Origin of the sequence: Pseudomonas sp. C32, from assembly GCF_030417915.1 — a bacterium.
In the GTDB taxonomy this organism is placed as follows: domain Bacteria; phylum Pseudomonadota; class Gammaproteobacteria; order Pseudomonadales; family Pseudomonadaceae; genus Aquipseudomonas.
Map to the genome: position 1 here is coordinate 310,788 of NZ_JAUHUK010000001.1, position 25,047 is coordinate 335,834.

Consider the following 25,047-nt stretch of genomic DNA (forward strand, 5'->3'; position numbering starts at 1 on the left):
CTGAAGAGCCGAACGAATTTAAGGATTTAAAGTGAGCAAGTCATTGCAAGCCATTCGTGGCATGAACGACATCCTGCCCGATCAGACTCCCCTGTGGCGTCATTTCGAAGGCACCGTTTCGCGCCTGCTCGATAACTACGGTTACAAGCAGATCCGCATGCCGATCGTCGAGTTCACCGAGCTGTTCAAGCGCTCCATCGGTGAAGTGACCGACATCGTCGAAAAAGAGATGTACACCTTCGACGACCGCAACGGCGACTCCCTGACCCTGCGCCCTGAAGGCACCGCGGCATGCGTGCGTGCGGTGCTTGAGCACGGCATCACCGGCGGTGGCCAGGTGCAGAAGTTGTGGTACATCGGCCCGATGTTCCGCCACGAGCGTCCGCAGAAAGGCCGTTATCGCCAGTTCCACCAGATCGGTGTCGAAGTCTTCAACCTCGACGGTCCGGACATCGATGCTGAGCTGATCGTGCTGACCTGGCGCCTGTGGGGCGAGCTGGGTATCCGTGACGCGGTCAAGCTCGAGCTCAACAGCCTGGGCACCAGTGAGTCCCGTGGCCGCTACCGTGAAGCGCTGGTCGAGTTCCTGTCCGGTCACCTGGACAAGCTGGACGAAGACAGCCAACGCCGTCTGAAGACCAACCCGCTTCGGGTCCTGGACACCAAGAACGCCGATACACAGGCGATTCTGGTCGACGCGCCGAAAATGGCCGACTACCTCGACGAAGAATCCCGTCTGCACTTCGAAGGCCTCAAGGCTCGTCTGGATGCTGCCGGCATTCCTTACGTGATCAACCCGAAGTTGGTGCGCGGGCTCGATTACTACAGCAAGACCGTTTTCGAATGGGTCACCGACAAACTGGGTGCCCAAGGCACCGTGTGTGCCGGTGGTCGTTACGATGGCCTGGTCGAGCAGATGGGCGGCAAGCCTACGGCTGGCGTCGGTTTCGCCATGGGCATCGAGCGTCTGGTGCTACTGCTGGAAACCCTGGAGCAGATCCCGCAAGAGATCTCCCGTCAGGTCGACGTCTATCTCTGTGCTTTCGGGGAAGAAGCGGAGTTGGCCGGTCTGACCCTGGCTGAACGTGTACGTGATCAATTACCCAACCTGCGTCTGCAAGTGAATGCCGGCGCCGGCAGTTTCAAAAGCCAATTCAAGAAAGCCGACAAGAGCGGTGCGCTGTATGCGCTGATCCTCGGTGACGACGAAATGGCCCAGCAAGTGGTAGGTTTCAAACCCCTGCGTGGCCAGGGCGAACAACAAAGCATTGCCTGGGATGCGCTTGCCGCTCACCTGGCCACCTGCGTCGTGCAGGGTTGAAGCTGTCTTAAACAGCCGAATTAGCGATTAAGGAGTATTGGGGTGTCGAGTACCGAAGACGAAAATTTGGCGGATCTGAAGGATTGGTGGTCGCGCAACGGCAAGCCCCTGGTTACTGGCGGCCTGTTGGCGCTGGTCATCGTATTCGGCTGGCAGGCGTATCACAAATATCAGAGCAATCAGTCGCAAGGCGCCTCGATTCTCTATCAGCAATTGCTGGAAACCACACTGACGCCCGACGGCAAGCCTGATGCAGCCCGTGTTGCGGACCTGGCCGGTAAACTCAACACCGAGTTCGCCGGTAGCGCTTATGCGCAGTACGGCAGCCTGTTCGTGGCCAAGGTTGCGGTCGACAGCGGCAAGCTGGACGACGCAGCCACTGAGCTGAAAGCCATTATCGCCAAACCGGCCAACCCTGCATTGGGCGAAATCGCCCGCCAGCGCCTGGCTCAGGTGCTCGGTGCGCAGAACAAGGCCGATGAAGCGTTGAAACTGCTGGAAGGCGATGCCGACAAGGCGTTCCTGGCCACTCGCGAAGAACTCAAGGGCGACCTGCTGGTGCAGTTGGGCCGTACCGATGAAGCGAACGCAGCGTATCAAAAAGCCAAGGCGGCACTGTCGGACGAAGCGGCGGTCGGTGGCCTACAAATCAAGCTGGACGACCTGGCCAAAGGGGATGCGTGACGTGATTCGTTGGAAACATGCAGCATTGCTGGCCCTGGCCCTGTTGGCCGCGGGTTGCAGCAGCAACAGCAAAAAAGAACTGCCGCCGGCTGAACTGGTCGACTTCAAGGAAGAAGTGGTTTTGCAAAAGCAGTGGAGTCGTTCGATCGGTGACGGTCAGGGCGAGTCCTACAATATGCTGGTTCCGGCGATCGATGGCGATACCATCTATGCCGCCGACGTTACCGGTGTGGTCATGGCCATGGACCGCAGCAACGGCGACGTGAAATGGAAGAAGGATCTTGAGCTGCCTGTTTCCGGTGCCGTTGGCGTCGCTTACGGTCTGCTGACGATCGGTACGATCAAGGGTGAAATTGTTGCCCTGGACGCCATCAACGGTGAAGAGAAATGGCGCGCTCGCGTGTCCAGCGAAGTTCTCGCACCACCGGCCAACAACGGTGACGTTGTTGTGGTTCAGACTCAGGACGACCGTCTGATCGGTCTGGATGCCGCCACCGGTAACCGTCGCTGGATCTATGACAGCACCCCTGCGGTACTGACCCTGCGTGGTACCAGTGCGCCGATCGTGACCAACCGTCTCGCGGTGGCTGGCCTGTCGACCGGTAAAGTGGTCGCTGTGGATATCTCCAACGGCGTACCGGTGTGGGAGCAGCGTGTAGCCATCCCGCAAGGTCGTTCCGAGCTGGAACGTGTGGTCGATATCGACGGCGGCTTGTTGCTCTCCGGCGGTACGCTGTACGTCGCCAGCTACCAGGGTCGCGTTGCGGCTTTGGACCTGGAAAGCGGTCGCCAGCTCTGGCAGCGTGATGCTTCCAGCTATGCCGGTGTCGCCCAGGGATTTGGCACTGTTTACGTGAGCCTGTCTTCGGGCACCGTTGAAGGCGTCGACGAGCGTTCCACCACAGCCTTGTGGACCAACGACTCGCTGGCTCGCCGTCAACTGTCGGCTCCGGAAGTGTTCTCCAGCTATGTTGCAGTCGGTGACCTGGAAGGTTACCTGCACTTGCTGAGTCAAGTGGACGGCCGTTTCGTCGGCCGCGAACGCATCGACAGCGACGGCCTGCGTGCCCGTCCGCTGGTGGTGGGTGACACGATTTATGTGTATGGCAACAGCGGCAAACTGGAAGCCCTGACCATCAAGTAAGAACTATGCTTGGGGTTAACCGCCCCAGGCTGCTTCACTTGTGGGTATGAATGTGAGAGCGAGCCTGCTCGCGATGGACGTTAACGAATTCGTTTGCGTCCCGAATAAACGCGGTGCCCCCGCGTTTTTCGCGAGCAGGCTCGCTCCCACAGACAAGCGCACAGTGTTGCCCCGAGCACCAGCCGCTGCCTAGCAGCGGCTTTTGTATTTTCTGAAATAACGAAGTGGAGAGCCGCATGGTTCCCGTAATCGCCCTGGTGGGTCGACCGAACGTCGGCAAGTCCACCTTGTTCAACCGCCTGACCAGGACTCGTGACGCCATCGTTGGTGACTTGTCCGGTCTGACCCGTGATCGCCAATACGGTGAGGCCAAGTGGCAAGGGCGTTCCTACATTCTGGTCGACACCGGCGGTATCTCCGGTGATGAACATGGTATGGACGAAAAAATGGCCGAGCAGTCGCTGCTGGCCATTGAAGAAGCGGATGTTGTTCTGTTCCTGGTAGATGCCAAGGCCGGTTTCACCGCCGCCGACCAGATGATCGCCGAGCACTTGCGCAAACGTAACAAGCGTTCCTATGTGGTTGCCAACAAGGTCGACAACATCGACCCTGAAATGGCCCGCGCCGAATTCGCCCCGTTGGGCATGGGCCACGCGATCCCGATCGCAGGTGCTCATGGTCGTGGCATCACTCAGATGCTGGAAATCGCCCTGAGCGATTTCCCGAAAGACGAAGAAGAGCCGGAAGACGGCGAAGAAGAGATCGTTGCCGAAGGCGAGGAAGCCAAGCGCATTCCTGGCCCGAGCGAAAAAGACGGGATCAAGATCGCCATCATCGGCCGTCCGAACGTTGGCAAGTCGACCCTGGTCAACCGTATGCTCGGTGAAGACCGGGTTATCGTGTACGACCAGCCCGGCACCACTCGCGACAGTATCTACATCCCGTTCGAGCGTAACGAAGAGAAGTACACGCTGATCGACACCGCCGGTGTGCGCAAGCGCGGCAAGATCCACGAAGAAGTCGAAAAATTCTCCGTGGTCAAAACCCTGCAAGCGATCAAAGACGCCAACGTGGTGATCTTCGTGATGGACGCCCGCGAAGGCGTAGTGGATCACGACCTCAACCTGCTGGGCTTTGCCATTGAGTCGGGTCGTGCGTTGGTCATCGCGATCAACAAGTGGGACGGCATGACGCCGAGCGAGCGCGACTTCGTGAAGGTCGAGCTGCAACGCCGACTGTTCTTCGTTGATTACGCCGACATCCACTTCATCTCGGCGCTGCACGGTACCGGCGTGGGCAACCTCTACGCGTCCGTACAGAACTCGTTCAAGTCGGCGGTTACCCGCTGGCCAACCAACCGCCTGACCCAGATTCTGGAAGATGCGGTTGGCGAGCACGCGCCACCGATGGTCAACAACCGCCGGATCAAGTTGCGTTACGCCCACTTGGGTGGTGCGAACCCGCCGATCATCGTGATTCACGGTAACCAGATCGAGAAGGTGCCGAAGTCTTACGTGCGTTACCTGGAAAACACTTACCGGCGTGTCTTGAAGCTGGTCGGTACGCCAATCCGCATCGAGTTCAAGGGTGGCGAGAACCCGTACGAAGGCAACAAGAACTCGCTCACCGACCGTCAGGTCAACAAGAAGCGTCGCTTGATGTCGCACCACAAGAAGGCCGACAAGAAGCGCCGCGACAAGCGTTGACGCTTGCGTAGGAGCCGGCTTGCTGGCGATGGCACCATCGCGGTTCATCTGAAGTACCGCAGTGATAGGATCGCCAGCAAGCCGGCTCCTACAGGGTTCGGCAGTAAAAAGGGTACTCACCAGAGTGCCCTTTTTTTATGGGCGCCGGATGGGCTATCCTCGGGCTCTCCCGTGCCGCCGTAGAGCCGGGTGTAGAGCAGGGAATCACCGATGATCACCAGTAAGCTGCCGAATGTCGGCATCACTATCTTCACTCAGATGTCTCAGCTCGCGGCTCAGACCGGCGCGCTCAATTTGTCCCAGGGCTTTCCCGATTTCGACGCCCCGCGAGCCCTGTGCGATGCGGTCGGTCGGCATATCGCCAGCGGCCACAACCAGTATTCACCGATGACCGGCCTGCCGGTGTTGCGTCAGCAGATTGCGACGAAGATCGCCCGCAGCTATGGCGTGAATGTCGATGCCGACCATGAAGTGACGGTCACCCCCGGTGCGACCCAGGCGATCTTTTGCGCCATTCAGGCAGTTATCCACAGCGGTGACGAAGTCATCGTGTTTGACCCGGCTTATGACAGTTACGAGCCTTCGGTAGAACTGGCCGGTGGTCGTTGCGTGCATGTGCAGTTGGGTGTGAACGACTTCAGCATCGACTTCCAGAAGCTCGCCGATGCGTTGAGCCCGCGCACGCGGATGATCATCCTCAACACCCCGCACAACCCCAGCGGCGCGCTGATCAGCAGAGCCGATCTGGACCAGTTGGCGGCACTGATCCGCGATCGCGACATTTATGTCATCAGCGACGAAGTCTACGAACACCTGGTGTACGACGGCGTGCATCACGTCAGCGTGCTGGCCCATGAAGAGCTGTATCAGCGTGCCTTCGTGGTCAGCTCCTTCGGTAAGACCTATCACGTCACCGGTTGGAAAACCGGCTACGTCGTCGCGCCACCGGCCCTGACGGCAGAGCTGCGCAAGGTGCACCAGTACGTCAGTTTCTGCGGCGTGACCCCGCTGCAATACGCCTTGGCCGATTACATGGCCGAGCATCCTGAACACGTCGAAGAACTGCCGGGCTTCTATCAGGCCAAGCGCGACCTGTTCTGCGATCTGCTGGCGCCGTCGCGCTTCAGCTTCAAACGGGTGACTGGCACCTATTTCCAGCTGGTCGATTACTCGCAGATCCGCCCGGACCTCAATGACGTCGAGATGGCGCTGTGGATGACCCGCGAACACGGCGTGGCCAGCATCCCGATCTCGGTGTTCTACCAATCGCCGCCAGTCGGCCAGCGCCTGGTACGGCTGTGCTTTGCCAAACGCGAGGAGACCCTGCGTGAAGCAGCGGAAAAACTATGCGTGATCTGAGTGCGTTGCCCAATCTGAACGTGGCGCTGATCCAGACGTCCCTGGCCTGGCACGACCGCCAGGCCAACCTGGAACATTTCGAACCGCTGCTGGAGCAGGCCCGTGACGCTGATCTGATCATCCTGCCGGAGATGTTCACCACCGGGTTTTCCATGGAGTCCGAAACCCTTGCGGAGTCGGAACACGGGCCGACCAGCAAATGGTTGCGCGTTCAGGCGGCGAAGCTTGATGCGGTGATCACCGGTAGCATCATCGTTCAGGCCGCTGATGGCAGTCATCGTAATCGCCTGTTGTGGGCTCGGCCGGATGGCGAGGTGCTGCACTACGACAAGCGCCACCTGTTCCGCATGGCTGGCGAGCACAACCATTACACCCCTGGCGAGCGTCAGGTTCAGTTCGAGTTGAAAGGCTGGCGGATACGGCCGCTGATTTGCTACGACCTGCGTTTCCCGGTGTGGAGTCGCGATGCCCAGGACACCGACCTGTTGCTGTACACCGCTAACTGGCCGGGTGCACGTCGTCAGCACTGGAACCGCTTGCTGCCGGCGCGGGCGATTGAAAACCTGTGTTATGTGGCGGCGGTGAATCGCATCGGGACTGATGGCAAGGGCTTTGCCTATACCGGCGACAGTCAGGTGCTGGATTTCCAGGGTGAGACGTTGCTCAGTGCGGGGGAGGCGGATGGAGTGTTCAAGGTGACACTGGATGCGGCTGAGCTGGCGGCGTATCGCAAACGGTTTCCGGCGAATCTGGATGCGGATACCTTCGAGTTCACCTGATAACTCTGTAGGCGCTGGCTTGCCAGCGATTGCGTCCTGACAGATGCATCGAGAACTCAGCATCGCCAGCAAGCCGGCTCCTACCGCAGAATGAAAAAAGGCCCCAAGGTTCGCACCTTGGGGCCTTTTGCATTTCAGCGACGCTTAGGCCGCTTTCGCTTCCGGCTGGCTCAGCGAACGGTTCAGGGCACTGAACAGCGCCTTGAAGCTCGCGGTGGTGATGTTTTCATCGATACCCACGCCGTGCACCGCACGTTCACCGTTCACTCGCAGTTCAATGTAGGCCGCAGCCTTGGCATTGGTGCCCGCGCCGATGGCGTGCTCGTTGTAGTCCATGATTTCCACCGGAATCGGCAGGCCGGCTACCAGTGCTTCCAGAGCACCGTTACCCTTGCCGCGCCAGTGCAGGTTGGTTTCGCCCTGGCCTTTGCTGGCCACTTCCACTTCAACGGCGCTGTTGCCGTTTTCTTCCTGCAGGCGATGGCTGACCAGCGCGTACGGGGTGTTGGCCTGCAAGTACTCGCTGTGCAGCAGCGCGTGGATCTGCTGGGCAGTCATCTCAAGGCCGAGGCGATCGGTTTCACGCTGTACAACCTGGCTGAACTCGATCTGCATGCGACGTGGCAGGCTGATGCCGTATTCCTGTTCCAACAGGTAGGCGATACCGCCCTTGCCCGACTGGCTGTTGACGCGGATGACCGCCTCGTAGCTGCGACCGATGTCGGCCGGGTCGATTGGCAGGTAAGGCACTTCCCACATGGCATCGGGTTTCTGCTGGGCGAAGCCTTTGCGGATTGCGTCCTGGTGCGAGCCGGAGAACGCGGTGTGAACCAGGTCGCCGACGTACGGATGACGCGGGTGCACCTGGATCTGGTTGCACTCTTCGACGACTTTGCGCACACCGTCGATGTCCGAGAAGTCGAGCTCAGGGTGAACGCCCTGGGTGTAAAGGTTCAGGGCCACGGTCACGAGGTCGACGTTACCGGTGCGCTCGCCGTTGCCGAACAGGCAGCCTTCGACACGGTCGGCACCGGCCATCAGGCCCAACTCGGTGGCGGCAACGCCAGTGCCACGGTCGTTGTGGGTGTGCAGGCTGATGATCACGCTGTCACGACGGTTGATGTGACGGCCGAACCATTCGATCTGGTCGGCATAGATGTTCGGGGTCGCGCATTCCACCGTGGCCGGCAGGTTGAGGATCATCTTGTGCTCAGGCGTCGGGTTCCAGACCTCGATCACGGCGTCGCAGACTTCCTTGGCGAACTCCAGCTCAGTGGCGCTGAAGGTTTCCGGCGAGTACTCGAAGGTCCACTCGGTGTCCGGCTGCATGGCGGCGTATTTGACGAACAGCTTGGCGGCGTTCACGGCGATGGCCTTGATCCCGTCCTTGTCCTGGTTGAAGACAATGCGGCGGAAGGAAGGGGAGGTCGCGTTGTACAGGTGAACGATGGCTTTCTTCGCGCCGCGCAGGGATTCGAAGGTGCGCTCGATCAAGTCTTCACGGCCCTGGGTCAGCACCTGAATGGTGGTGTCTTCCGGGATATGGTTGTCTTCGATCAGGGTGCGGACGAAGTCGAAGTCGGTTTGCGAAGCGGCCGGGAACGATGCTTCGATTTCCTTCACGCCAACCTGCACGAGGGTTTTCCAGAAGCGCAGCTTCTTGACAGCGTCCATCGGCTCGATCAGCGACTGGTTACCGTCACGCAGGTCGGAACTGCACCAGATCGGCGCGGCGGTGATGGTTTTCGACGGCCAGGTGCGGTCCGGAATGTCGATGGTCGGGAACGCGCGGTATTTCGAAGACGGGTCTTTGAGCATGCTCATCGGGAAATCCTTATTGTGTGGGCCGAAAAAAGGCGGCCTGCCGGTGGATCAAAAGTTCTTGGACTAACGCTTGGGACGAGGCACCACGATTCAGCCCGGCAGTCGTGCACTGACGAGGCACAGGCTGCGGTGCTGGCGAAGCTGAATGAGGGTGTGAGAAGTTTTCATGCGTTCAACCCTAACCTTGGGGGGGAAGGATGGCAAGCAGTCGAAAAAAATTGAGAGGAATACTCGTGAACGGGTATTTTCCGAGATTTTATTGCTTTTTGTTGCATAAATATTTGTCTTGTTTGCGCAAGGTTTAAGCGATGCGCAATCGAAACCTCGAGCACCATGACCGGGTAGCGAGGCTATTCTTAAAGCCTCAGTTGGCAAGCAGGAGTCGGTGATGAACGAGTCCGATTGGAAACGATATTGCGAATTGCGCCCGGTCGCCCATGAGCGAATGTGCACCCGCATCATGACCGACGTCGAAAAGATCGTGCTGGACAAGAGCATCCCACCCTACGAGCGGATCGACGCGAGCGAAGAGCTGCTGAAGGCCGGGCAGAAAGAGTTGTATTGGGCGTTTGGCGTCTTTCGGTTTTCACGCCATGAAGCCCGCTCGCATCTGCTTGGGCTATGTGCGCGGGAGTTGATTACGACGCAGGAGTTGAGCGGTTTCTCGCAGGAGACCCAGGAATGGGTCAGGCACTGCCTGGCGGACCGGGAGGTTCATGGGATTGAGGATCTGGACGCTGAGTAGGGCTCGAAAAGATCGCAGCCTGCGATCTTTTGATCTTGCTTAAGGCTGAAACGCCCCAATAAAAATCGCCGGATCCACCCGTGCATCATTCAGGCTGATATTCCAATGCATATGCGGGCCGGTCGCACGACCCGTCGCCCCGACCTTGCCGACCACGCCGCCGCGAGCCAGTTGCTGGCCGACCTTCACATCGATCTTCGACATATGGCAGAACATGCTGATGAAGCCCTGGCCGTGGTCGACGAACGCTGTGTTGCCGTTGAAGAAGTAATTGCCGATCAGGATCACCTTACCGGCAGCCGGGGTTTTGATCGGTGTGCCGGCCGGCACGGCAAAGTCCAGGCCTGAATGAGGATTGCGCTCTTCACCGTTGAAGAAACGGCGCACGCCGAACTTGCTCGACAGCGGGCCGGCGACGGGTTTGTCCAGCAGCAGGTTGCTCGGCGTGTTCGGGCTGAACGTGCGGTAGGCGGTGATCTGCTCAGCCAGTTCACGCTCGATGCGCTTGAGGTTCTCCGGGTCCGGATTGACCTGTTGCGTGTTCTTCAGCGTGATGCGCTGTTCCGGGTATTTTTTGTTGCCAACAGTGAAACCCAGATTGCGACCGCCGCTGCTGATGGACTGTGCGCCCGGTTTGACCGTCAGCGGCACGCCGACAATGGCCAGCCAGTTGTTCTGTTCCTTGACCACAAGCACCGGTTTGCCCTGATAGCTGGCTTTTGGCGTCTGGGCGGAAGCGCCCAAATCGATCACGGCCACGCCGCCCGGCACGGGTTTGTTCAGCAGGCGGGTGATGTAGCTGTCGGCGTGGGCGTTGAAGGTCAGGCACAGCAACAGCAGTGGAGCTAAAAAGCGCGGCATGGATCAGTCCAGTAAAGAAAGGGTGACAGGCGTCAGGTGATTGTCTTCGACCCGGACCTGCAGTTCGCCTTCACCCAGTTTGGCGGTCAGGCGCTGGCCGGTGCGGGTTTGCCCGGCGCTGCGGATCGCCTTGCCGCGCTCGTCCAGCAAAATGCTGTAGCCACGGCCGAGAGTCGCCAGTGGGCTGACCACATGCAACGTCTGCATCTGGCTGTGCAGTTGCAGGCGACGGCTCTTCAGCCCTTCGCGGATGGCGCGGGGGAGGCGTTCGGCCAGGCTGTCGAGGCGCTGGCGCAGCATCGCCAGTTGACGTCCCGGATGCTGCCCGGCCAGCCGTGTCTCCAGACGGATCAAACGTTCACGACGCGTGTTGAGGCTGCGCTCGAACGCGCGGCGCATGCGCATGTCCAGGTCGTCCAGACGTTGCGCTTGCTGGCGCAAACGTTCGCCGGGATGGCGCAGACGTCGAGAGATGCCTTCCAGTCGCAGCCGGTCGCGCATCAAACGGTCGCGCATGCGCATCACCAATCGGCGGTGCAGGCTTTCGACCCGGCGTACCAGGTCGCTGGAATCTGGTGCCAGCAGTTCGGCGGCCGCGGAGGGTGTCGGGGCGCGAACGTCGGCGACGAAGTCACTGATCGATACGTCGGTTTCATGGCCGACGGCGCTGACGATCGGTGTTACGCAGGCGTCAACGGCGCGGGCAACCGCTTCTTCGTTGAAGCACCAGAGGTCTTCCAGCGAACCACCGCCACGGGCCAGGATCAACGCATCGAAGCCGCGGGCATCCGCCAGTTTCAAGGCGCGGACAATCTGCGCGGTGGCTTCGCGGCCCTGCACGGCGGTGGGGATCAGCGTTAGCTGTATTTGCGGCGCACGGCGACGAAACACGCTGATGATGTCGCGGATCACAGCGCCGGTAGGCGAACTGATGATGCCGATGCGTTGTGGGTGCGCCGGCAGCGGCACCTTGCGTTCGGCGCTGAACAGGCCTTCGGCACTGAGTTTTTCCTTGAGCGCATCGAAGGCCAGGCGCAAGGCGCCATCCCCGGCCGGCTCTACGGTGTCGAGGATCAGCTGATAATCGCCGCGTCCTTCGAACAACGAGACTTTGCCGCGCACCTTGACCGCCAGGCCATCCTTCAAGGCCTGACGCACGCGCGCGGCGTTTTGCCGAAACAGTGCGCAACGCACCTGGGCGCCGCTGTCCTTGAGGGTGAAATACACGTGGCCGGACGCCGGGCGGGCGAGGTTGGATATTTCGCCCTCGACCCAGATGTTGCTGAACACGTCTTCGAGCAACACCCGCGCACGGCCGTTGAGCTGGCTGACGGTCAGGACCTCGCGGTCCAGGCCGAGTCTTGCAAAGGGATCTTTAATCATGGGGCGCAGTTTAAAGGCATTTTCCAAGTGAATGCACGATCCCTATATCACCAAATGATCGATGAACTGTTGAACCAGCGTCGTTGGGTGTTTGCGGTATGCCAAGGCGACGCTGCTATGGCTGTCGGGGTCTGCCAATGGCAGAAAATGGACGTCGGGTGGCGCAATGTCCTGCATCGATTCCGGCAAAAGGGCGATACCAAATCCCGCCTGGATTAATTGCAGTTGCGTGGTTTTACGCGACATCACCCGAGCTGCTTTGGGAAAGAAACCCTGGCGCATGCACAACTGCGCAGACAGGTAGCTAAGCCCTCCTCGTTGGGGGTGAGGGATGGAAATAAACGCTTCTTCACGTAACTGTCCCAGGTTGATTGGCTGCCCGGGTATGTCCCCGGCCAACCAGTGATCGGGCGGAACTGCCACCAGCAAAGGTTCATCGTAAAGCACCTCTATCTGTATCCCTTCGCACTGGCGGAGCAATGGCAAACGCAATAGACCGACATCCAGTCGACCGTCTGCCAATTCTTGCAGCTGCGCTTCGGAAGACAACTGGGCGATGTCCATGGATACACCGGGATGATGTTCAAGATAATCGCTGACACTGCGTAGCAGTCGGCCGCTCATGGGCACCGTGCTGGAATGACTCAGGCGTAAGGTACCGGTTTGGCCACTACCGATCTTGGTGGCCATTTCGCTGGCCTTGACCAGTTCGCTCAACAGATTTTTGGCTCGGGGTAAAAAAGCTTCCCCCGCAGGTGTGAGCTGGGGCCTGCGTGCAGTACGTTCAAAGAGCGGGGTTTGCAGGTGCGCTTCCATGTCCTTGATTTGTCGACTCAGCGCCGACTGGGCGATGAACAGGCGCTCGGCTGCGGCCCCAAAACTGCCGCACTCAGCGATTTCTACGAAGTAACGCAGTTGCCGGATTGAAAGCACAAGGCATGCCTTTTTGAGATTGGTGGGTGGCTTTGACGATATTAGTCGCAACCCTCGGCAATGGCTAAAGTCAGCGAACTTAAATAGAGGAACGCTGCAATGAGCGTATTGACGTTGCTGGGGCAATGGCCGTTTGGCGCCATGGACTGGCTGGTGATTGGTGGGGGCATCGCCCTGGCTTACATCGTGTTTGGCATCGCCGGTTTCGGCACCGCGTTGGTGGCGGGGCCGATTCTGATTCTGTTTATGCCGCTGTCGAAGATCGTACCGCTGCTGGTGTTGCTGGATTTCGTCGCGGCTTTCGGCAATCTGCTGCCTTCGCGGCGTGATGTGGCCAGGCCGGAGTTGCTGCGGTTGCTGCCGTGTATGGCGGTGGGCTGCACCGTGGGGGTGGTTTTTCTGCTGAACCTCAAGTCGGATCTGTTGCTGTTGTTGATGGGGCTGTTTATCAGCGCCTATGCGATCTACAGCCTGTGGGTGAAAAGCCGGCCGACGCAATTGTCCGCAGCATGGGCAGTGCCGATGGGTACCGTGGGCGGGATGTTTGGCGCGTTGTTCGGCAGTGGTGGGTTTTTGTATGCGATCTATCTGAACAGTCGTTTGTCCAAGGAGGCGGCGCGAGCGACCCAGAGTGCATTGATCAGCTGCAGCACGGTGGTGCGATTGAGCCTGTTCGTTATCGCGGGTGTGTATGCCGATTTGCCGTTGCTGGCGCTGGCGGTGTGCCTGCTGCCGGCCATGGCGCTGGGACTGTGGATCGGCCGACGGCTGACCATGAAGCTGTCGCGCGAGGCGTTCGTGCGCTTGGTGACCTGGTTGGTGCTGGCCAGCGGGATTGCCTTGATTGGGCGCTACTTGAGCACCTGAACAGATAACGGCGATGTCTCGCGCCGCTCTGTAGAAGTCCGGCTTGCCGGCGATAGCGTCCTCAAGGGCCTCATCGCCGGCAAGCCGGGCTCCTACAGAGTTTGCGGTTCGCAAGAGAGCGGTTCGATCGACGGGGCAGGGCGTCAGTCGTTGTACTGACTCAACAGCCGTTCCAGTCGCGCACTGAGGCGTCGTTTGATTTCGGTTTCGATGTGCGGGGCGAAGTCGTCGATCACGTCTTGCATGATCAGCTCTGCGGCGGCGCGCAGTTCGCTGTCCAGGTGCAGCAAATCGTCCGGGTTCTTGCTGGCCACTGGCGCAGGTGCCGGTTCGGCAACGGGTGCCGGGGCTGGCGGTGCGACGCTCGGTGCGGGTTCGCTGACGGCGTCGAACAACATGGGAATCTGTTCCTGGTCGTCGTCCTCGACCGTTTCGGTCAGCAGTGGTGGTTGCAGGTTTTCGTCGCCGAGCAACTGGCGGATCGACTCAAGGTCATCCAGCAGGTGAGACGGTTGCAGCGGTTTTGGAGTGTCCATCGGAATGCTCAGAGTCGCTGTAAACGGTGGTCTTGCAGAGGATAGCCTTGTTCGCGGTAGAAACGAAAACTCTCCCGCGCGGTCTGGCGAATTGTCGGGTCTTCCACCACCACTTCCGCCACGCGGGCGAAACGCGGGGCGAAGGCCGGGACTTTCAGGTCGAGGTTGACCAGCAAGTCTTGATGCTGACCGCAGTCATCGCCAAAACCCAGCACGATCAAGCCGTCCGGTTCATTTTCGGCGGGACCGTGGGGCACGAAGCTTTCGCCCTTGAAGGTCCACAGGCGTGCATCGAGGTCATCGCGCTGGGTCGCATCGCTGCAATGCAGGTAAACGCGGTGGCCCATGCGCCAGGCTTTTTCGGTGAGCTTGCAGGCGAAATCCAGGCGTGCCGAAGGGTCGGCGCTGGGCAGGATATAGAAGTCGACTTTGGTCATTGCGGTTCCTGAGCCGGGGCGGCGTTGCCCGAAAGCAACGCCCCCTGGATCATTGGTTTCAGGCTTTGGCGCGGTCCAGCAGGTACTGGGTCAGCAGGGGGACCGGACGGCCAGTGGCGCCCTTGTCCTTGCCGCCGCTGATCCATGCGGTACCGGCGATGTCCAGATGCGCCCAGTTCAGGTTCTTGGTGAAGCGCGACAGGAAGCAGGCAGCGGTGATGGTGCCGGCTTTCGGGCCGCCGATGTTGGCGATGTCGGCGAACGGGCTGTCCAGTTGCTCCTGGTACTCATCGAACAGCGGCAGTTGCCAGGCACGGTCGTCAGCAGCTTTGCCGGCGCTCAGCAGTTGGCCGATCAGTTCGTCGTTGTTGCCCAGCAAGCCCGAGGTGTGCGAGCCCAGTGCAACGATGCAGGCGCCGGTCAGGGTGGCGATGTCGATCACCGCTTGCGGCTTGAAGCGCTCGGCGTAGGTCAGGGCGTCGCACAGCACCAGGCGGCCTTCGGCGTCGGTGTTGAGGATTTCCACGGTCTGGCCGCTCATGGTGGTGACGATGTCACCCGGGCGTGCAGCGTTGCCGCTCGGCATGTTTTCGGCACAGGCCAAAATGCACACCAGGTTGATCGGCAGATTCAGCTCAAGCACGGCACGCAGGGTACCGAACACGCTGGCCGCGCCGCCCATGTCGTACTTCATTTCATCCATGCCGGCGCCCGGCTTCAGGCTGATGCCGCCAGTGTCGAAGGTGATGCCTTTGCCGACCAGTGCGTACGGCTTCTCGGATTTCTTGCCGCCGTTGTACTGCATGACGATCAGGCGCGGCGGTTGAGCGCTGCCCTGGCCGACCGCGTAGAACGAGCCCATGCCCAGAGCCTTGATCTTCTTCTCGTCGAGGACTTCGACTTTCAGATCCTTGAACTCTTTGCCCAGGTCTTTCGCCTGCTCGCCGAGGAAGGTCGGGTGGCAGATGTTAGGCGGCAGGTTGCCCAGGTTGCGGGTGAAGGCCATGCCGTTAGCGATCGCGGTAGCGTGAGTCACGGCGCGCTGCACTTCAGCCTGAGCGGCCTTGATGGTCAGCAGGGTGATTTTCTTCAGCGCGAGAGGTTCGACTTTCTGGCTTTTGAACTGATCGAACGTGTATTCGCCATCTACCAGGGTTTCAGCCAGCAGGCGGGTCTTGCCGTAGCTGTCGCGACCTTTGACCACGACTTCGTCGAGCGCCAGTACCGCGTCGCTGCCGCCCAGGCCTTTGAGGGTGTTGAGGATGCCGGCGATGATTTTACGGAACGGGCGATCACCCAGTTCGTCGTCCTTGCCCACGCCCACCAGCAGCACGCGGTCGGCCTTGAGGTTCGGCAGGCTGTGCAGCATCAGGCTCTGGCCAACTTTACCGGCCAGATCGCCGCGCTTGAGTACGGTGCTGATCGCGCCACCGCTCAATTCATCGAGTTGTTTGGCCACGGCGCCGAGCTTGCGGCCTTCGCTGACGGCAACCACCAGCGTGGCGGTCTTCAACGTTTCCGGGTTTACGCTTTTTACAACCAGTTCCATGTCCGGTTCCCTGAATTGATGGTGATCTCGCAAGTGCCCGACACCGTATGTGCGCCCACTTGCCTATAAAGAGAAAGACGCCAGGTCGATCGGCGACAAAGGCCGCAGTTTGAACCTCGCTACCGGCGCCTGACAACCCTCGGTTGTGCGATCTTCATGGTTTGCAGGCCACAGCAGGAGCGAGCTTGCTCGCGAGGAGCCCCGGACCGCTGTGGGGTTTCTGGGTTGTCGCGTTATCGTTGACGAGCATCGCGAGCAAGCTCGCTACTACAAGGTGCTTCAATGCATTGCGCAGTGACAGGCGCACCCAATCACAGGATAATGCGCCATCTTTTTCGGCGGCTCCTGCCTTGCGGGCTGTCTGATACGTTTGCTTGTTTGGCCGCCTTAGCCTGACAACCCTGGAGTGTCTGGTTTGATTGTCTTCCGTTATCTGTCCCGCGAAGTCCTCTTGACCTTGAGCGCCGTCAGCGCCGTGCTGCTGGTCATCATCATGAGCGGCCGCTTCATCAAATACCTTGCCCAGGCAGCTGCGGGTCAACTCGATCCGGGCTCGTTGTTCCTGATCATGGGTTTTCGCATGCCGGGCTTTCTCCAGCTGATTTTGCCGCTGGGGCTGTTTCTGGGGATCCTGCTCTCCTACGGTCGCCTTTATCTTGAGAGCGAAATGACCGTCCTGTCGGCCACTGGCATGAGCCAGCAGCGCCTGTTTTGCATGACCCTTTTCCCGGCGACACTGGTGGCGTTGATCGTTGCCTGGTTGAGCCTGAGCCTGGCCCCACAGGGCGCCAATCAATTTCAATTGCTGCTGAACAAGCAGGATGCACTGACCGAGTTCGATACCCTGGAACCCGGCCGTTTCCAGGCCCTGCGCGACGGTACCCGAGTGACGTATACCGAACAGCTGTCGGATAATCGCGTCAATCTGGGCGGAGTGTTCATTTCCCAGAAAAACCTCAATTCAGACAAAAAGGACCGCGGGATCTCCGTATTGGTGGCTGAAAAGGGTCGTCAAGAGATCCGCCCCGACGGCAACCGCTACCTGATCCTCGATAACGGCTATCGCTATGACGGTAATCCGGGGCAGGCCGACTACCGGGCGATCAAGTACGACGAGTACGGTGTGTTGCTGCCCAAGCCTGATGTCAGCGACGAAGTCACCGACCGCGATGCCATGACCACGGCCACCTTGCTGGGCAGCGATGACATTCGTTCGCGCACCGAGCTGCAATGGCGTTTGTCCCTGCCATTGCTGGTGTTCATCGTGACCTTGATGGCGGTGCCGCTGTCGCGGGTCAATCCGCGCCAGGGCCGATTCCTCAAGCTGCTGCCGGCGATTCTTCTTTACATGGCTTACCTGTCCATCCTGATTGCCGCCCGCGGCGCCCTCGAAAAAGGCAAGATTCCACCAGCGCTGGGTTTATGGTGGGTTCACGGGATCTTCCTGGTCATTGGCCTGGGCCTGCTTTACTGGGAACCCTTGCGCTTGAAGATGGCGAGTCGCCGCAGCAAGCTGGAGGTGGCCCGTGGTTAAGCTGGATCGCTACATCGGTATCAGTGTGTTCATGGCGATTCTCGCAGTGCTCGGGATCATCCTGGGCCTGGCCACGCTGTTTGCGTTCATTGATGAAATGAGTGACGTCAGCGACACCTATACGCTGCTCGATGTGCTGAGCTATGTGTTGCTGACCGCACCGCGTCGTCTGTACGACATGCTGCCGATGGCGGCTCTGATCGGTTGCCTGATCGGCCTTGGCAGCCTGGCCAGCAACAGCGAATTGACCATCATGCGCGCCGCTGGCGTGTCGATTGGCCGAATCGTCTGGGCGGTGATGAAGCCGATGCTGGTGCTGATGCTGGCGGGTGTGCTGGTCGGCGAGTATGTCGCCCCGGCCTCTGAATCCATTGCCCAGGCCAACCGCTCGCTGGCTCAGGGCAGTGGCGACTCACAAAGCGCCAAACACGGCTTGTGGCACCGTCAGGGTGACGAGTTCATCCATGTCAACTCGGTCCAACCCAACGGTGTTCTGTACGGCGTGACCCGTTATCGCTTCGATAACGAGCGGCACATGTTGTCGGCGAGCTTCGCCAGGCGTGCGGAGTTCGACACGGATCACTGGCAGCTGTCGGACGTCAGCACCACGCTGTTCCATGAAAAGAACACCGAAGTGGTGTCTACACCGGTCGAGCGTTGGGATGTGGCGTTGAGCCCGCAATTGCTCAATACCGTGGTCATGACGCCGGAGTCGCTGTCGATCAGTGGTCTGTGGAGTTACATCCACTATCTGGCGGATCAGGGGCTGAACAATGGTCGCTACTGGCTGGCGTTTTGGGTCAAGGTGTTGCAGCCGTTGGTCACTGCCGCGCTCGTGCTGATGGCGATTTCCTTCATTTTCGGACCCTTGCGCTCGGTGACCCTCGGTCAGCGGGTCTTCACCGGCGTGCTGGTGGGCTTCACCTTCCGCATCGTCCAGGATCTGTTGGGGCCTTCGAGCCTGGTATTCGGGTTCCCGCCGCTGTTTTCCGTACTGCTGCCGGCCGGTGTCTGTGCCCTGGCGGGGCTCTGGTTACTACGACGCGCCGGATGATGGCAGGGTAAAACCCCGCGTTTGATGACAAAGAAACGCCCCGGTCGCAAGGCCGGGGCGTTTTTGTACGTGCCGTCTGACCTGCGAACGTGACGCTTGCGCCGTGGATCAGGTACAATTCCCGGCTATTTTTCGGCGGGCTATGCCTGCAGCCTTTTTGAGTGTTGATCCGTGAGTGATTTGAGTCATATCCGCAATTTCTCCATCATCGCCCACATTGACCATGGCAAGTCGACGCTGGCCGATCGCTTCATCCAGATGTGTGGCGGCCTCGCCGAGCGCGAAATGGAAGCCCAGGTTCTGGACTCCATGGACCTCGAGCGCGAGCGCGGGATCACCATCAAGGCTCACAGCGTTACTCTGTATTACAAGGCCAAAGACGGCATCAACTACCAGTTGAACTTCATTGATACCCCCGGCCACGTTGACTTCACCTATGAGGTGAGCCGTTCGCTGGCTGCCTGTGAGGGCGCGCTGCTGGTGGTCGACGCCGGTCAAGGCGTTGAAGCACAGTCGGTTGCCAACTGCTACACGGCCATCGAGCAGGGCCTGGAAGTGATGCCGGTGCTGAACAAGATCGACCTGCCACAGGCCGATCCGGACCGCGTCAAAGAAGAAATCGAAAAAATCATCGGCATCGATGCCACTGACGCGGTCACGTGCTCTGCCAAGACCGGTCTGGGCGTCGATGAAGTGCTTGAGCGTCTGGTCGCCACCATTCCAGCACCGACCGGCAACTACGAAGATCCGCTGCAAGCGTTGATCATCGACTCCTGGTTCGACAACTACCTGGGCGTTGTGTCCCTGGTGCGCGTTCGCCATGGCCGCGTGAAGAAGGGCGACAAGATCCTGGTCAAATCCACCGGCAAGATCCACCTGGTGGACAGCGTCGGTGTATTCAACCCGAAGCACACCCCTACCGCTGACCTCAAGGCCGGTGAAGTGGGCTTCATCATCGCCAGCATCAAGGACATTCACGGTGCGCCAGTGGGCGACACCCTGACCTTGAACACCACGCCAGACGTGGACGTGCTGCCAGGCTTCAAACGCATTCAGCCGCAGGTGTATGCCGGTCTGTTCCCGGTCAGCTCCGACGACTTCGAAGACTTCCGTGAAGCGCTGCAAAAGCTCACCCTGAACGACTCGTCGCTGCAATACACGCCGGAAAGCTCCGACGCACTGGGCTTCGGCTTCCGTTGCGGTTTCCTCGGCATGCTGCACATGGAAATCATCCAGGAGCGCCTGGAGCGCGAGTACAACCTGGACCTGATCACCACGGCGCCGACGGTAATCTTCGAGCTGCTGCTCAAGACCGGCGAGACGATCTACGTCGATAACCCGTCCAAGCTGCCGGACCTGTCTTCCATCGAAGACATGCGCGAGCCGATCGTGCGCGCCAACATTCTTGTGCCGCAAGAGCACCTGGGTAACGTCATTACCCTGTGCATCGAAAAACGTGGTGTACAGGTCGACATGCTGTTCCTCGGCACTCAGGTACAAGTGACCTACGACCTGCCGATGAACGAAGTGGTCCTGGACTTCTTCGACCGTCTGAAATCCACCAGCCGCGGCTATGCTTCGCTGGACTACCATTTCGATCGTTATCAATCGGCTAGTCTGGTGAAACTGGACGTGCTGATCAACGGTGACAAGGTCGATGCCCTGGCGCTGATCGTGCACCGTGACAACTCGCACTACAAAGGTCGCCAACTGACCGAGAAGATGAAAGAACTGATTCCGCGGCAGATGTTCGACGTGGCAATCCAGGCCGCCATTGGCGGGCAGATTGTGGCGCGTACAACCGTCAAGGCGCTCAGAAAGAACGTATTGGCCAAATGCTACGGTGGTGACGTCAGCCGTAAGAAGAAACTGCTGGAAAAGCAAAAGGCCGGTAAAAAACGCATGAAGCAGGTCGGTAACGTGGAAATTCCACAAGAAGCCTTCCTTGCCGTGCTCAGGTTGGATAGTTAGGTCCTATGTCACTAAATTTCCCGCTGTTGCTGGTCATCGCCGTGTTTGTCTGCGGCCTGTTGGCGTTGCTTGATCTGTTGATCCTGGCGCCGCGTCGGCGTGCTGCCATCACCTCCTATCAGGGCAGCGTCAGCCAGCCGGACATGGTCGTGGTCGAGAAACTGAACAAAGAACCGCTGCTGGTTGAATACGGCAAGTCGTTCTTCCCGGTGTTGTTCATCGTGTTGGTGCTGCGTTCGTTCCTGGTGGAACCGTTCCAGATTCCGTCCGGTTCGATGAAGCCGACCCTGGATGTCGGCGACTTCATCCTGGTGAGCAAGTTTTCCTACGGGATTCGCCTGCCGGTGATCGACAAGAAAGTCATCGACGTCGGTGATCCGCAGCGCGGTGATGTGATGGTGTTCCGCTATCCAAGCGATCCGAACGTCAACTACATCAAGCGTGTGGTGGGCCTGCCGGGTGACAAGATTCGCTACACCGCCGACAAGCGATTGTTCGTCAACGGTGAATCGGTTGCCGAACAATTGCTCGGCTCCGAGCCGGGCACGCTGGGCAGCGCGGAACTCTACAAGGAAAAGCTCGGTGTCGCCGAGCACCTGATCCGCAAGGAAATGAGCCGCTACCGCGCCACGCCTGACCGTTCGTGGACTGTGCCTGCCGGGCACTACTTCATGATGGGCGACAACCGCGATAACTCGAACGACAGTCGCTACTGGGATGATCCGAGCATTCCCAAGGATCTGCTGGGCATGGTTCCCGACAAGAATATCGTCGGCAAGGCCTTCGCGGTCTGGATGAGCTGGCCGGAACCCAAACTCAGTCACCTGCCGAATTTCTCGCGGGTTGGCCTGATCAAGTAATCAAACACGGCGCTGTTGAACACAGCGCCGAATGCATTTCTGGAACCGACACAATCGGTGCCCGGGAGCATGAAGCCAATGATATTCAGGACGTTATTTTTGAACACAGCGTTAATTGTCCCAGGCCTGCGCCGAATCCCGGCGGTGGCGGTGGAATCCAACCACGAACTCAGCGTGGGTAAACCGTGAGCGTCTCCTTAAGCCGTCTCGAGCGTCAGCTCGGCTACACCTTCAAGGATCAGGAGCTGATGGTCCTGGCCCTGACTCACCGCAGTTTTGCCGGGCGTAACAATGAACGCCTGGAATTCCTCGGTGATGCCATCCTCAACTTCGTTGCTGGCGAGGCGCTGTTCGATCGCTTCCCGCTGGCCCGCGAAGGCCAGTTGTCGCGTTTGCGCGCACGCCTGGTGAAAGGTGAGACCCTGGCCGTACTGGCCCGTGGTTTCGACCTTGGCGATTACCTGCGCCTGGGCTCTGGCGAGTTGAAAAGCGGCGGTTTCCGTCGCGAGTCGATTCTGGCCGATGCCCTCGAAGCGCTGATCGGTGCGATCTACCTTGATGCCGGCATGGAAATGGCCCGCGAGCGTGTGCTTGCCTGGCTGGCCGGCGAGTTCGAAGGCCTGACGCTGGTCGACACCAACAAAGATCCAAAGACCCGCCTGCAGGAATTCCTGCAGTCCCGTGGTTGCGAACTGCCGCGTTACGAAGTGGTGGATATCCAGGGTGAACCGCATTGCCGGACGTTCTTCGTCGAATGCGAAATCATCTTACTGAATGAAAAAAGCCGAGGTCAGGGTGTGAGTCGTCGTATTGCCGAACAGGTAGCGGCCGCCGCAGCACTGATTGCCCTGGGTGTGGAGAATGGCAATGACTGATTCAAACGCAACTCGCTGTGGCTATGTTGCCATCGTCGGCCGTCCCAACGTGGGCAAGTCCACGCTGCTGAACCACATCCTGGGTCAGAAGCTGGCGATCACCTCGCGCAAGCCGCAAACCACCCGTCACAACATGCTCGGTATCAAGACCGAAGGTGATGTGCAGGCGATCTACGTCGACACCCCCGGCATGCACAAGGGTGGCGAAAAGGCCCTGAACCGCTACATGAACAAGACCGCTTCGGCGGCGTTGAAAGACGTCGACGTGGTGATCTTCGTGGTGGACCGCACCAAGTGGACCGAAGAAGACCAGATGGTTCTGGAGCGCGTGCAGTACGTGACCGGCCCGCTGATCGTCGCGCTGAACAAGACCGACCGCATCGAAGACAAGGCCGAGCTGATGCCGCACCTGAGCTGGTTGCAGGAGCAGCTGCCGAACGCGCAGATCATCCCGATTTCCGCGCAGCACGGGCACAACCTCGAAGCGCTGGAGCGCGTGATCGCCGGTTACCTGCCGGAAAACGATCACTTCTTCCCGGAAGACCAGATCACTGACCGCAGCAGCCGTTTCCTCGCCGCCGAACTGGTGCGCGAGAAAATCATGCGCCAGATGGGCGCCGAGCTGCCTTACCAGATCACCGTCGAAATCGAAGAGTTCAAGCAGCAGGGCAAGACCCTGCACATCCATGCCTTGATTCTCGTCGAGCGTGATGGCCAGAAGAAGATCATCATTGGCGACAAGGGTGAGCGCATCAAGCGCATCGGCACCGAGGCGCGCAAGGACATGGAGCTGCTGTTTGACTCCAAGATCATGCTCAACCTGTGGGTCAAGGTTAAGGGCGGCTGGTCCGATGACGAGCGCGCATTGCGTTCGCTGGGTTACGGCGACCTGTAACACTCCGAAAGCCCCCCTGTAGGAGCGAGCTTGCTCGCGATGGACTTGAGAGCGCCGCGTTCATTCAGAAAGCCCGCGTTATCGTTATCCACCATCGCGAGCAAGCTCGCTCCTACAGTATGTGAGACTTGATGTCCTCAACTCCGCCCATCGCTCAACCCGCCTACGTCCTGCACTCCCGCGCCTACCGCGAAAACAGTGCGTTGGTGGACTTCCTCACGCCGCAAGGTCGGCTGCGGGCGGTGTTGCGCAGTGCGCGAGGCAAGGCCGGGACGCTGGCGCGGCCGTTCGTGCCGCTGGAAGTCGAATTCCGGGGCAGGGGAGAGCTGAAGAATGTCGGGCGAATGGAAAGTGCCGGCATTTCGACCTGGCTCAACGGCGAGGCATTGTTCAGCGGGCTTTACCTCAATGAACTGCTGATTCGCCTGCTGCCCGCCGAAGACCCGCTTCCCTCGGTGTTTGATCACTACGCCGCGACCCTGCTGGCGCTGGCCGAAGGTCGACCGCTGGAGCCGTTGCTGCGCTCCTTCGAGTGGCGCTTGCTCGATGATCTCGGTTACGGTTTTTCGTTGATTCTCGATATCCACGACGCCCCCATCGCGCCGGACGGCCTCTACCGCTTGCAAGTGGATGCGGGGCTGGAGCGGGTGTATCTGCTGCAACCCGGTCTGTTCAATGGCGCCGAACTGCTGGCCATGGCCGAAGCCGATTGGTCTGCCCCTGGTGCTCTGTCTGCCGCCAAGCGCTTGATGCGCCAGGCGTTGGCCGTTCATTTGGGCGGACGTCCACTTGTCAGTCGCGAGCTGTTTCGCAAGCCCTGATCACACCGTATGCTGTGCACCGAACTTTCTCTTCTTCTGGAGCGCTTTCCGTGACCACCAGCACCCGCATTCTTCTTGGCGTGAACATCGACCACGTTGCCACCCTGCGTCAGGCCCGGGGCACTCGTTACCCGGATCCGGTCAAGGCAGCGCTGGACGCGGAAGAGGCAGGCGCCGACGGCATTACCGTGCACCTGCGTGAAGACCGTCGCCACATTCAGGAACGCGACGTTCTGGTGCTCAAGGATGTGCTGCAAACCCGCATGAACTTCGAAATGGGCGTCACCGAAGAAATGATGCAGTTCGCCGAGCGCATCCGCCCGGCACACATCTGTCTGGTGCCGGAAACCCGTCAGGAGCTGACCACCGAAGGTGGCCTGGATGTCGCGGGGCAGGAAGCGCGCATCAAGGCAGCGGTTGAGCGTCTGTCGAAGATCGGTTCTGAAGTGTCGTTGTTCATCGATGCCGACGAGCGCCAGATCGAAGCCTCGCGCCGTGTCGGTGCTCCAGCCATCGAACTGCACACCGGACGTTATGCCGATGCCGAAACCCCGACCGACGTGGCCGAAGAGCTCAAGCGTGTGGCCGATGGCGTGGCGTTTGGTCTGGCCCAGGGCCTGATCGTCAATGCCGGCCATGGCCTGCACTATCACAACGTTGAAGCCGTGGCGGCGATCAAGGGCATCAACGAGCTGAACATCGGCCATGCGCTGGTGGCCCATGCGTTGTTCGTGGGCTTCAAGTCGGCGGTGTCGGAGATGAAGGCGCTGATTCTGGCGGCGGCGCTCAAAGGCTGACATCGGGGCGCTACCATCGCTGGCAAGCCGGCTCCTACAAATCTGTGTCGATCCGCAATGGTGGGCTAACCCTGTAGGAGCTGGCTTGCCAGGGAAGGCGATCTTGAAGGTG

The 25,047-nt window shown here is 59.7% G+C and carries 23 protein-coding genes; 16 read left to right on the forward strand and 7 right to left on the reverse strand.

Going from position 1 to position 25,047, the window contains the following annotated elements; all coding sequences use genetic code 11:
* The first annotated feature begins 31 nt into the window (after positions 1 to 31).
* The 6 genes from hisS (at position 32) to QYH43_RS01490 (ending at position 6,993) form a co-directional block, all read left to right on the forward strand.
* Positions 32 to 1,321, forward strand: a complete 1,290-nt coding sequence (gene hisS, locus QYH43_RS01465) for a histidine--tRNA ligase (protein WP_095058593.1) — start codon at positions 32 to 34, stop codon at positions 1,319 to 1,321.
* A gap of 42 nt (positions 1,322 to 1,363) precedes the next feature.
* Positions 1,364 to 2,005 carry a tetratricopeptide repeat protein gene (locus tag QYH43_RS01470; RefSeq protein WP_095058594.1) on the forward strand — a complete coding sequence of 214 codons (642 nt, stop codon included), beginning with the start codon at positions 1,364 to 1,366 and terminating at the stop codon, positions 2,003 to 2,005.
* On the forward strand, positions 1,998 to 3,149 hold the full coding sequence (gene bamB / locus QYH43_RS01475) for an outer membrane protein assembly factor BamB (RefSeq protein WP_095058595.1): 1,152 nt from the start codon (positions 1,998 to 2,000) through the stop codon (positions 3,147 to 3,149). Before QYH43_RS01470 ends, bamB begins: the two co-directional genes overlap by 8 nt.
* A gap of 236 nt (positions 3,150 to 3,385) precedes the next feature.
* Positions 3,386 to 4,855 (forward strand): ribosome biogenesis GTPase Der, encoded by a 1,470-nt coding sequence (der, locus tag QYH43_RS01480; protein ID WP_095058596.1) that lies wholly within the window; start codon positions 3,386 to 3,388, stop codon positions 4,853 to 4,855.
* A gap of 210 nt (positions 4,856 to 5,065) precedes the next feature.
* On the forward strand, positions 5,066 to 6,214 hold the full coding sequence (locus tag QYH43_RS01485) for a pyridoxal phosphate-dependent aminotransferase (RefSeq protein ID WP_095058597.1): 1,149 nt from the start codon (positions 5,066 to 5,068) through the stop codon (positions 6,212 to 6,214).
* Positions 6,202 to 6,993: an amidohydrolase gene (locus QYH43_RS01490; RefSeq protein ID WP_301155995.1), complete on the forward strand. Its 792-nt coding sequence runs from the start codon at positions 6,202 to 6,204 to the stop codon at positions 6,991 to 6,993. The genes QYH43_RS01485 and QYH43_RS01490 overlap by 13 nt, the downstream gene beginning before the upstream one ends.
* 144 nt (positions 6,994 to 7,137) lie before the next feature.
* Here the strand turns inward: QYH43_RS01490 and leuA are convergent, their stop codons facing one another.
* Complete coding sequence (gene leuA, locus QYH43_RS01495) at positions 7,138 to 8,817, reverse strand: 2-isopropylmalate synthase (protein ID WP_095058599.1); 1,680 nt, start codon at positions 8,815 to 8,817, stop codon at positions 7,138 to 7,140.
* Between the two features lie 388 nt (positions 8,818 to 9,205).
* Between leuA and QYH43_RS01500 the strand changes: the two genes are divergently transcribed.
* Positions 9,206 to 9,562 carry a hypothetical protein gene (locus tag QYH43_RS01500; protein ID WP_095058600.1) on the forward strand — a complete coding sequence of 119 codons (357 nt, stop codon included), beginning with the start codon at positions 9,206 to 9,208 and terminating at the stop codon, positions 9,560 to 9,562.
* Positions 9,563 to 9,601: 39 nt separating this feature from the next.
* Here QYH43_RS01500 and QYH43_RS01505 read toward each other — a convergent pair whose 3' ends face one another.
* The 3 genes from QYH43_RS01505 to QYH43_RS01515 are packed head-to-tail and all read right to left on the reverse strand — an operon-like array spanning position 9,602 to position 12,739.
* Positions 9,602 to 10,423, reverse strand: coding sequence for a M23 family metallopeptidase (locus QYH43_RS01505; RefSeq protein ID WP_301155997.1), 822 nt, complete (start codon positions 10,421 to 10,423; stop codon positions 9,602 to 9,604).
* A 3-nt stretch (positions 10,424 to 10,426) separates the two neighbouring features.
* Positions 10,427 to 11,806, reverse strand: a complete 1,380-nt coding sequence (xseA, locus tag QYH43_RS01510; protein WP_095151945.1) for an exodeoxyribonuclease VII large subunit — start codon at positions 11,804 to 11,806, stop codon at positions 10,427 to 10,429.
* A 42-nt stretch (positions 11,807 to 11,848) separates the two neighbouring features.
* Complete coding sequence (locus tag QYH43_RS01515) at positions 11,849 to 12,739, reverse strand: LysR family transcriptional regulator (protein ID WP_301156130.1); 891 nt, start codon at positions 12,737 to 12,739, stop codon at positions 11,849 to 11,851.
* A 99-nt stretch (positions 12,740 to 12,838) separates the two neighbouring features.
* Here QYH43_RS01515 and QYH43_RS01520 point away from each other — a divergent pair, with 99 nt between their 5' ends.
* Positions 12,839 to 13,606: a sulfite exporter TauE/SafE family protein gene (locus QYH43_RS01520; RefSeq protein ID WP_301156000.1), complete on the forward strand. Its 768-nt coding sequence runs from the start codon at positions 12,839 to 12,841 to the stop codon at positions 13,604 to 13,606.
* A gap of 143 nt (positions 13,607 to 13,749) precedes the next feature.
* On the opposite strand, the gene QYH43_RS01525 is transcribed toward QYH43_RS01520, so the two are convergent.
* The 3 genes from QYH43_RS01525 to QYH43_RS01535 are packed head-to-tail and all read right to left on the reverse strand — an operon-like array spanning position 13,750 to position 16,128.
* On the reverse strand, positions 13,750 to 14,142 hold the full coding sequence (locus QYH43_RS01525; RefSeq protein WP_095058605.1) for a DNA polymerase III subunit chi: 393 nt from the start codon (positions 14,140 to 14,142) through the stop codon (positions 13,750 to 13,752).
* 8 nt (positions 14,143 to 14,150) lie between these two features.
* Positions 14,151 to 14,579: a DNA polymerase III subunit chi gene (locus QYH43_RS01530; RefSeq protein WP_301156002.1), complete on the reverse strand. Its 429-nt coding sequence runs from the start codon at positions 14,577 to 14,579 to the stop codon at positions 14,151 to 14,153.
* Between the two features lie 58 nt (positions 14,580 to 14,637).
* Positions 14,638 to 16,128 (reverse strand): leucyl aminopeptidase, encoded by a 1,491-nt coding sequence (locus QYH43_RS01535; RefSeq protein WP_095151948.1) that lies wholly within the window; start codon positions 16,126 to 16,128, stop codon positions 14,638 to 14,640.
* 415 nt (positions 16,129 to 16,543) lie between these two features.
* Between QYH43_RS01535 and lptF the strand changes: the two genes are divergently transcribed.
* From lptF to pdxJ, 8 genes are all read left to right on the forward strand, one after another.
* Entirely contained in the window at positions 16,544 to 17,662 is a 1,119-nt protein-coding gene (lptF, locus tag QYH43_RS01540) for an LPS export ABC transporter permease LptF (RefSeq protein ID WP_095058608.1), read from the forward strand.
* Positions 17,655 to 18,716 carry an LPS export ABC transporter permease LptG gene (gene lptG, locus QYH43_RS01545; RefSeq protein WP_095058609.1) on the forward strand — a complete coding sequence of 354 codons (1,062 nt, stop codon included), beginning with the start codon at positions 17,655 to 17,657 and terminating at the stop codon, positions 18,714 to 18,716. The genes lptF and lptG overlap by 8 nt, the downstream gene beginning before the upstream one ends.
* Before the next feature lie 171 nt (positions 18,717 to 18,887).
* Complete coding sequence (gene lepA / locus QYH43_RS01550; protein WP_095058610.1) at positions 18,888 to 20,687, forward strand: translation elongation factor 4; 1,800 nt, start codon at positions 18,888 to 18,890, stop codon at positions 20,685 to 20,687.
* A 5-nt stretch (positions 20,688 to 20,692) separates the two neighbouring features.
* The gene (gene lepB / locus QYH43_RS01555; RefSeq protein ID WP_095058611.1) at positions 20,693 to 21,547 is read left to right on the forward strand and encodes a signal peptidase I; all 855 of its coding nucleotides are present in this window, start codon (positions 20,693 to 20,695) and stop codon (positions 21,545 to 21,547) included.
* Between the two features lie 185 nt (positions 21,548 to 21,732).
* Positions 21,733 to 22,422, forward strand: coding sequence for a ribonuclease III (rnc, locus tag QYH43_RS01560; RefSeq protein ID WP_053162288.1), 690 nt, complete (start codon positions 21,733 to 21,735; stop codon positions 22,420 to 22,422).
* On the forward strand, positions 22,415 to 23,317 hold the full coding sequence (gene era, locus QYH43_RS01565; protein WP_095058612.1) for a GTPase Era: 903 nt from the start codon (positions 22,415 to 22,417) through the stop codon (positions 23,315 to 23,317). Before rnc ends, era begins: the two co-directional genes overlap by 8 nt.
* Before the next feature lie 131 nt (positions 23,318 to 23,448).
* The gene (gene recO / locus QYH43_RS01570; RefSeq protein WP_301156008.1) at positions 23,449 to 24,138 is read left to right on the forward strand and encodes a DNA repair protein RecO; all 690 of its coding nucleotides are present in this window, start codon (positions 23,449 to 23,451) and stop codon (positions 24,136 to 24,138) included.
* 50 nt (positions 24,139 to 24,188) lie between these two features.
* Positions 24,189 to 24,935, forward strand: coding sequence for a pyridoxine 5'-phosphate synthase (pdxJ, locus tag QYH43_RS01575; protein WP_095058614.1), 747 nt, complete (start codon positions 24,189 to 24,191; stop codon positions 24,933 to 24,935).
* Positions 24,936 to 25,047 lie beyond the last annotated feature (112 nt).

What these genes read in the sequence shown, in the direction of transcription:
- lepB (WP_095058611.1), top strand. Translation starts at nt 20,693, where the DNA reads ATGTCACTAAATTTCCCGCTGTTGCTGGTCATCGCCGTGTTTGTCTGC.
- QYH43_RS01535 (WP_095151948.1), bottom strand. Translation starts at nt 16,128, where the DNA reads ATGGAACTGGTTGTAAAAAGCGTAAACCCGGAAACGTTGAAGACCGCC.
- xseA (WP_095151945.1), bottom strand. Translation starts at nt 11,806, where the DNA reads ATGATTAAAGATCCCTTTGCAAGACTCGGCCTGGACCGCGAGGTCCTG.
- QYH43_RS01525 (WP_095058605.1), bottom strand. Translation starts at nt 14,142, where the DNA reads ATGGACACTCCAAAACCGCTGCAACCGTCTCACCTGCTGGATGACCTT.
- QYH43_RS01520 (WP_301156000.1), top strand. Translation starts at nt 12,839, where the DNA reads ATGAGCGTATTGACGTTGCTGGGGCAATGGCCGTTTGGCGCCATGGAC.
- QYH43_RS01500 (WP_095058600.1), top strand. Translation starts at nt 9,206, where the DNA reads ATGAACGAGTCCGATTGGAAACGATATTGCGAATTGCGCCCGGTCGCC.
- era (WP_095058612.1), top strand. Translation starts at nt 22,415, where the DNA reads ATGACTGATTCAAACGCAACTCGCTGTGGCTATGTTGCCATCGTCGGC.
- QYH43_RS01505 (WP_301155997.1), bottom strand. Translation starts at nt 10,423, where the DNA reads ATGCCGCGCTTTTTAGCTCCACTGCTGTTGCTGTGCCTGACCTTCAAC.
- QYH43_RS01530 (WP_301156002.1), bottom strand. Translation starts at nt 14,579, where the DNA reads ATGACCAAAGTCGACTTCTATATCCTGCCCAGCGCCGACCCTTCGGCA.
- leuA (WP_095058599.1), bottom strand. Translation starts at nt 8,817, where the DNA reads ATGAGCATGCTCAAAGACCCGTCTTCGAAATACCGCGCGTTCCCGACC.
- der (WP_095058596.1), top strand. Translation starts at nt 3,386, where the DNA reads ATGGTTCCCGTAATCGCCCTGGTGGGTCGACCGAACGTCGGCAAGTCC.
- QYH43_RS01485 (WP_095058597.1), top strand. Translation starts at nt 5,066, where the DNA reads ATGATCACCAGTAAGCTGCCGAATGTCGGCATCACTATCTTCACTCAG.
- recO (WP_301156008.1), top strand. Translation starts at nt 23,449, where the DNA reads ATGTCCTCAACTCCGCCCATCGCTCAACCCGCCTACGTCCTGCACTCC.
- QYH43_RS01490 (WP_301155995.1), top strand. Translation starts at nt 6,202, where the DNA reads ATGCGTGATCTGAGTGCGTTGCCCAATCTGAACGTGGCGCTGATCCAG.
- bamB (WP_095058595.1), top strand. Translation starts at nt 1,998, where the DNA reads ATGCGTGACGTGATTCGTTGGAAACATGCAGCATTGCTGGCCCTGGCC.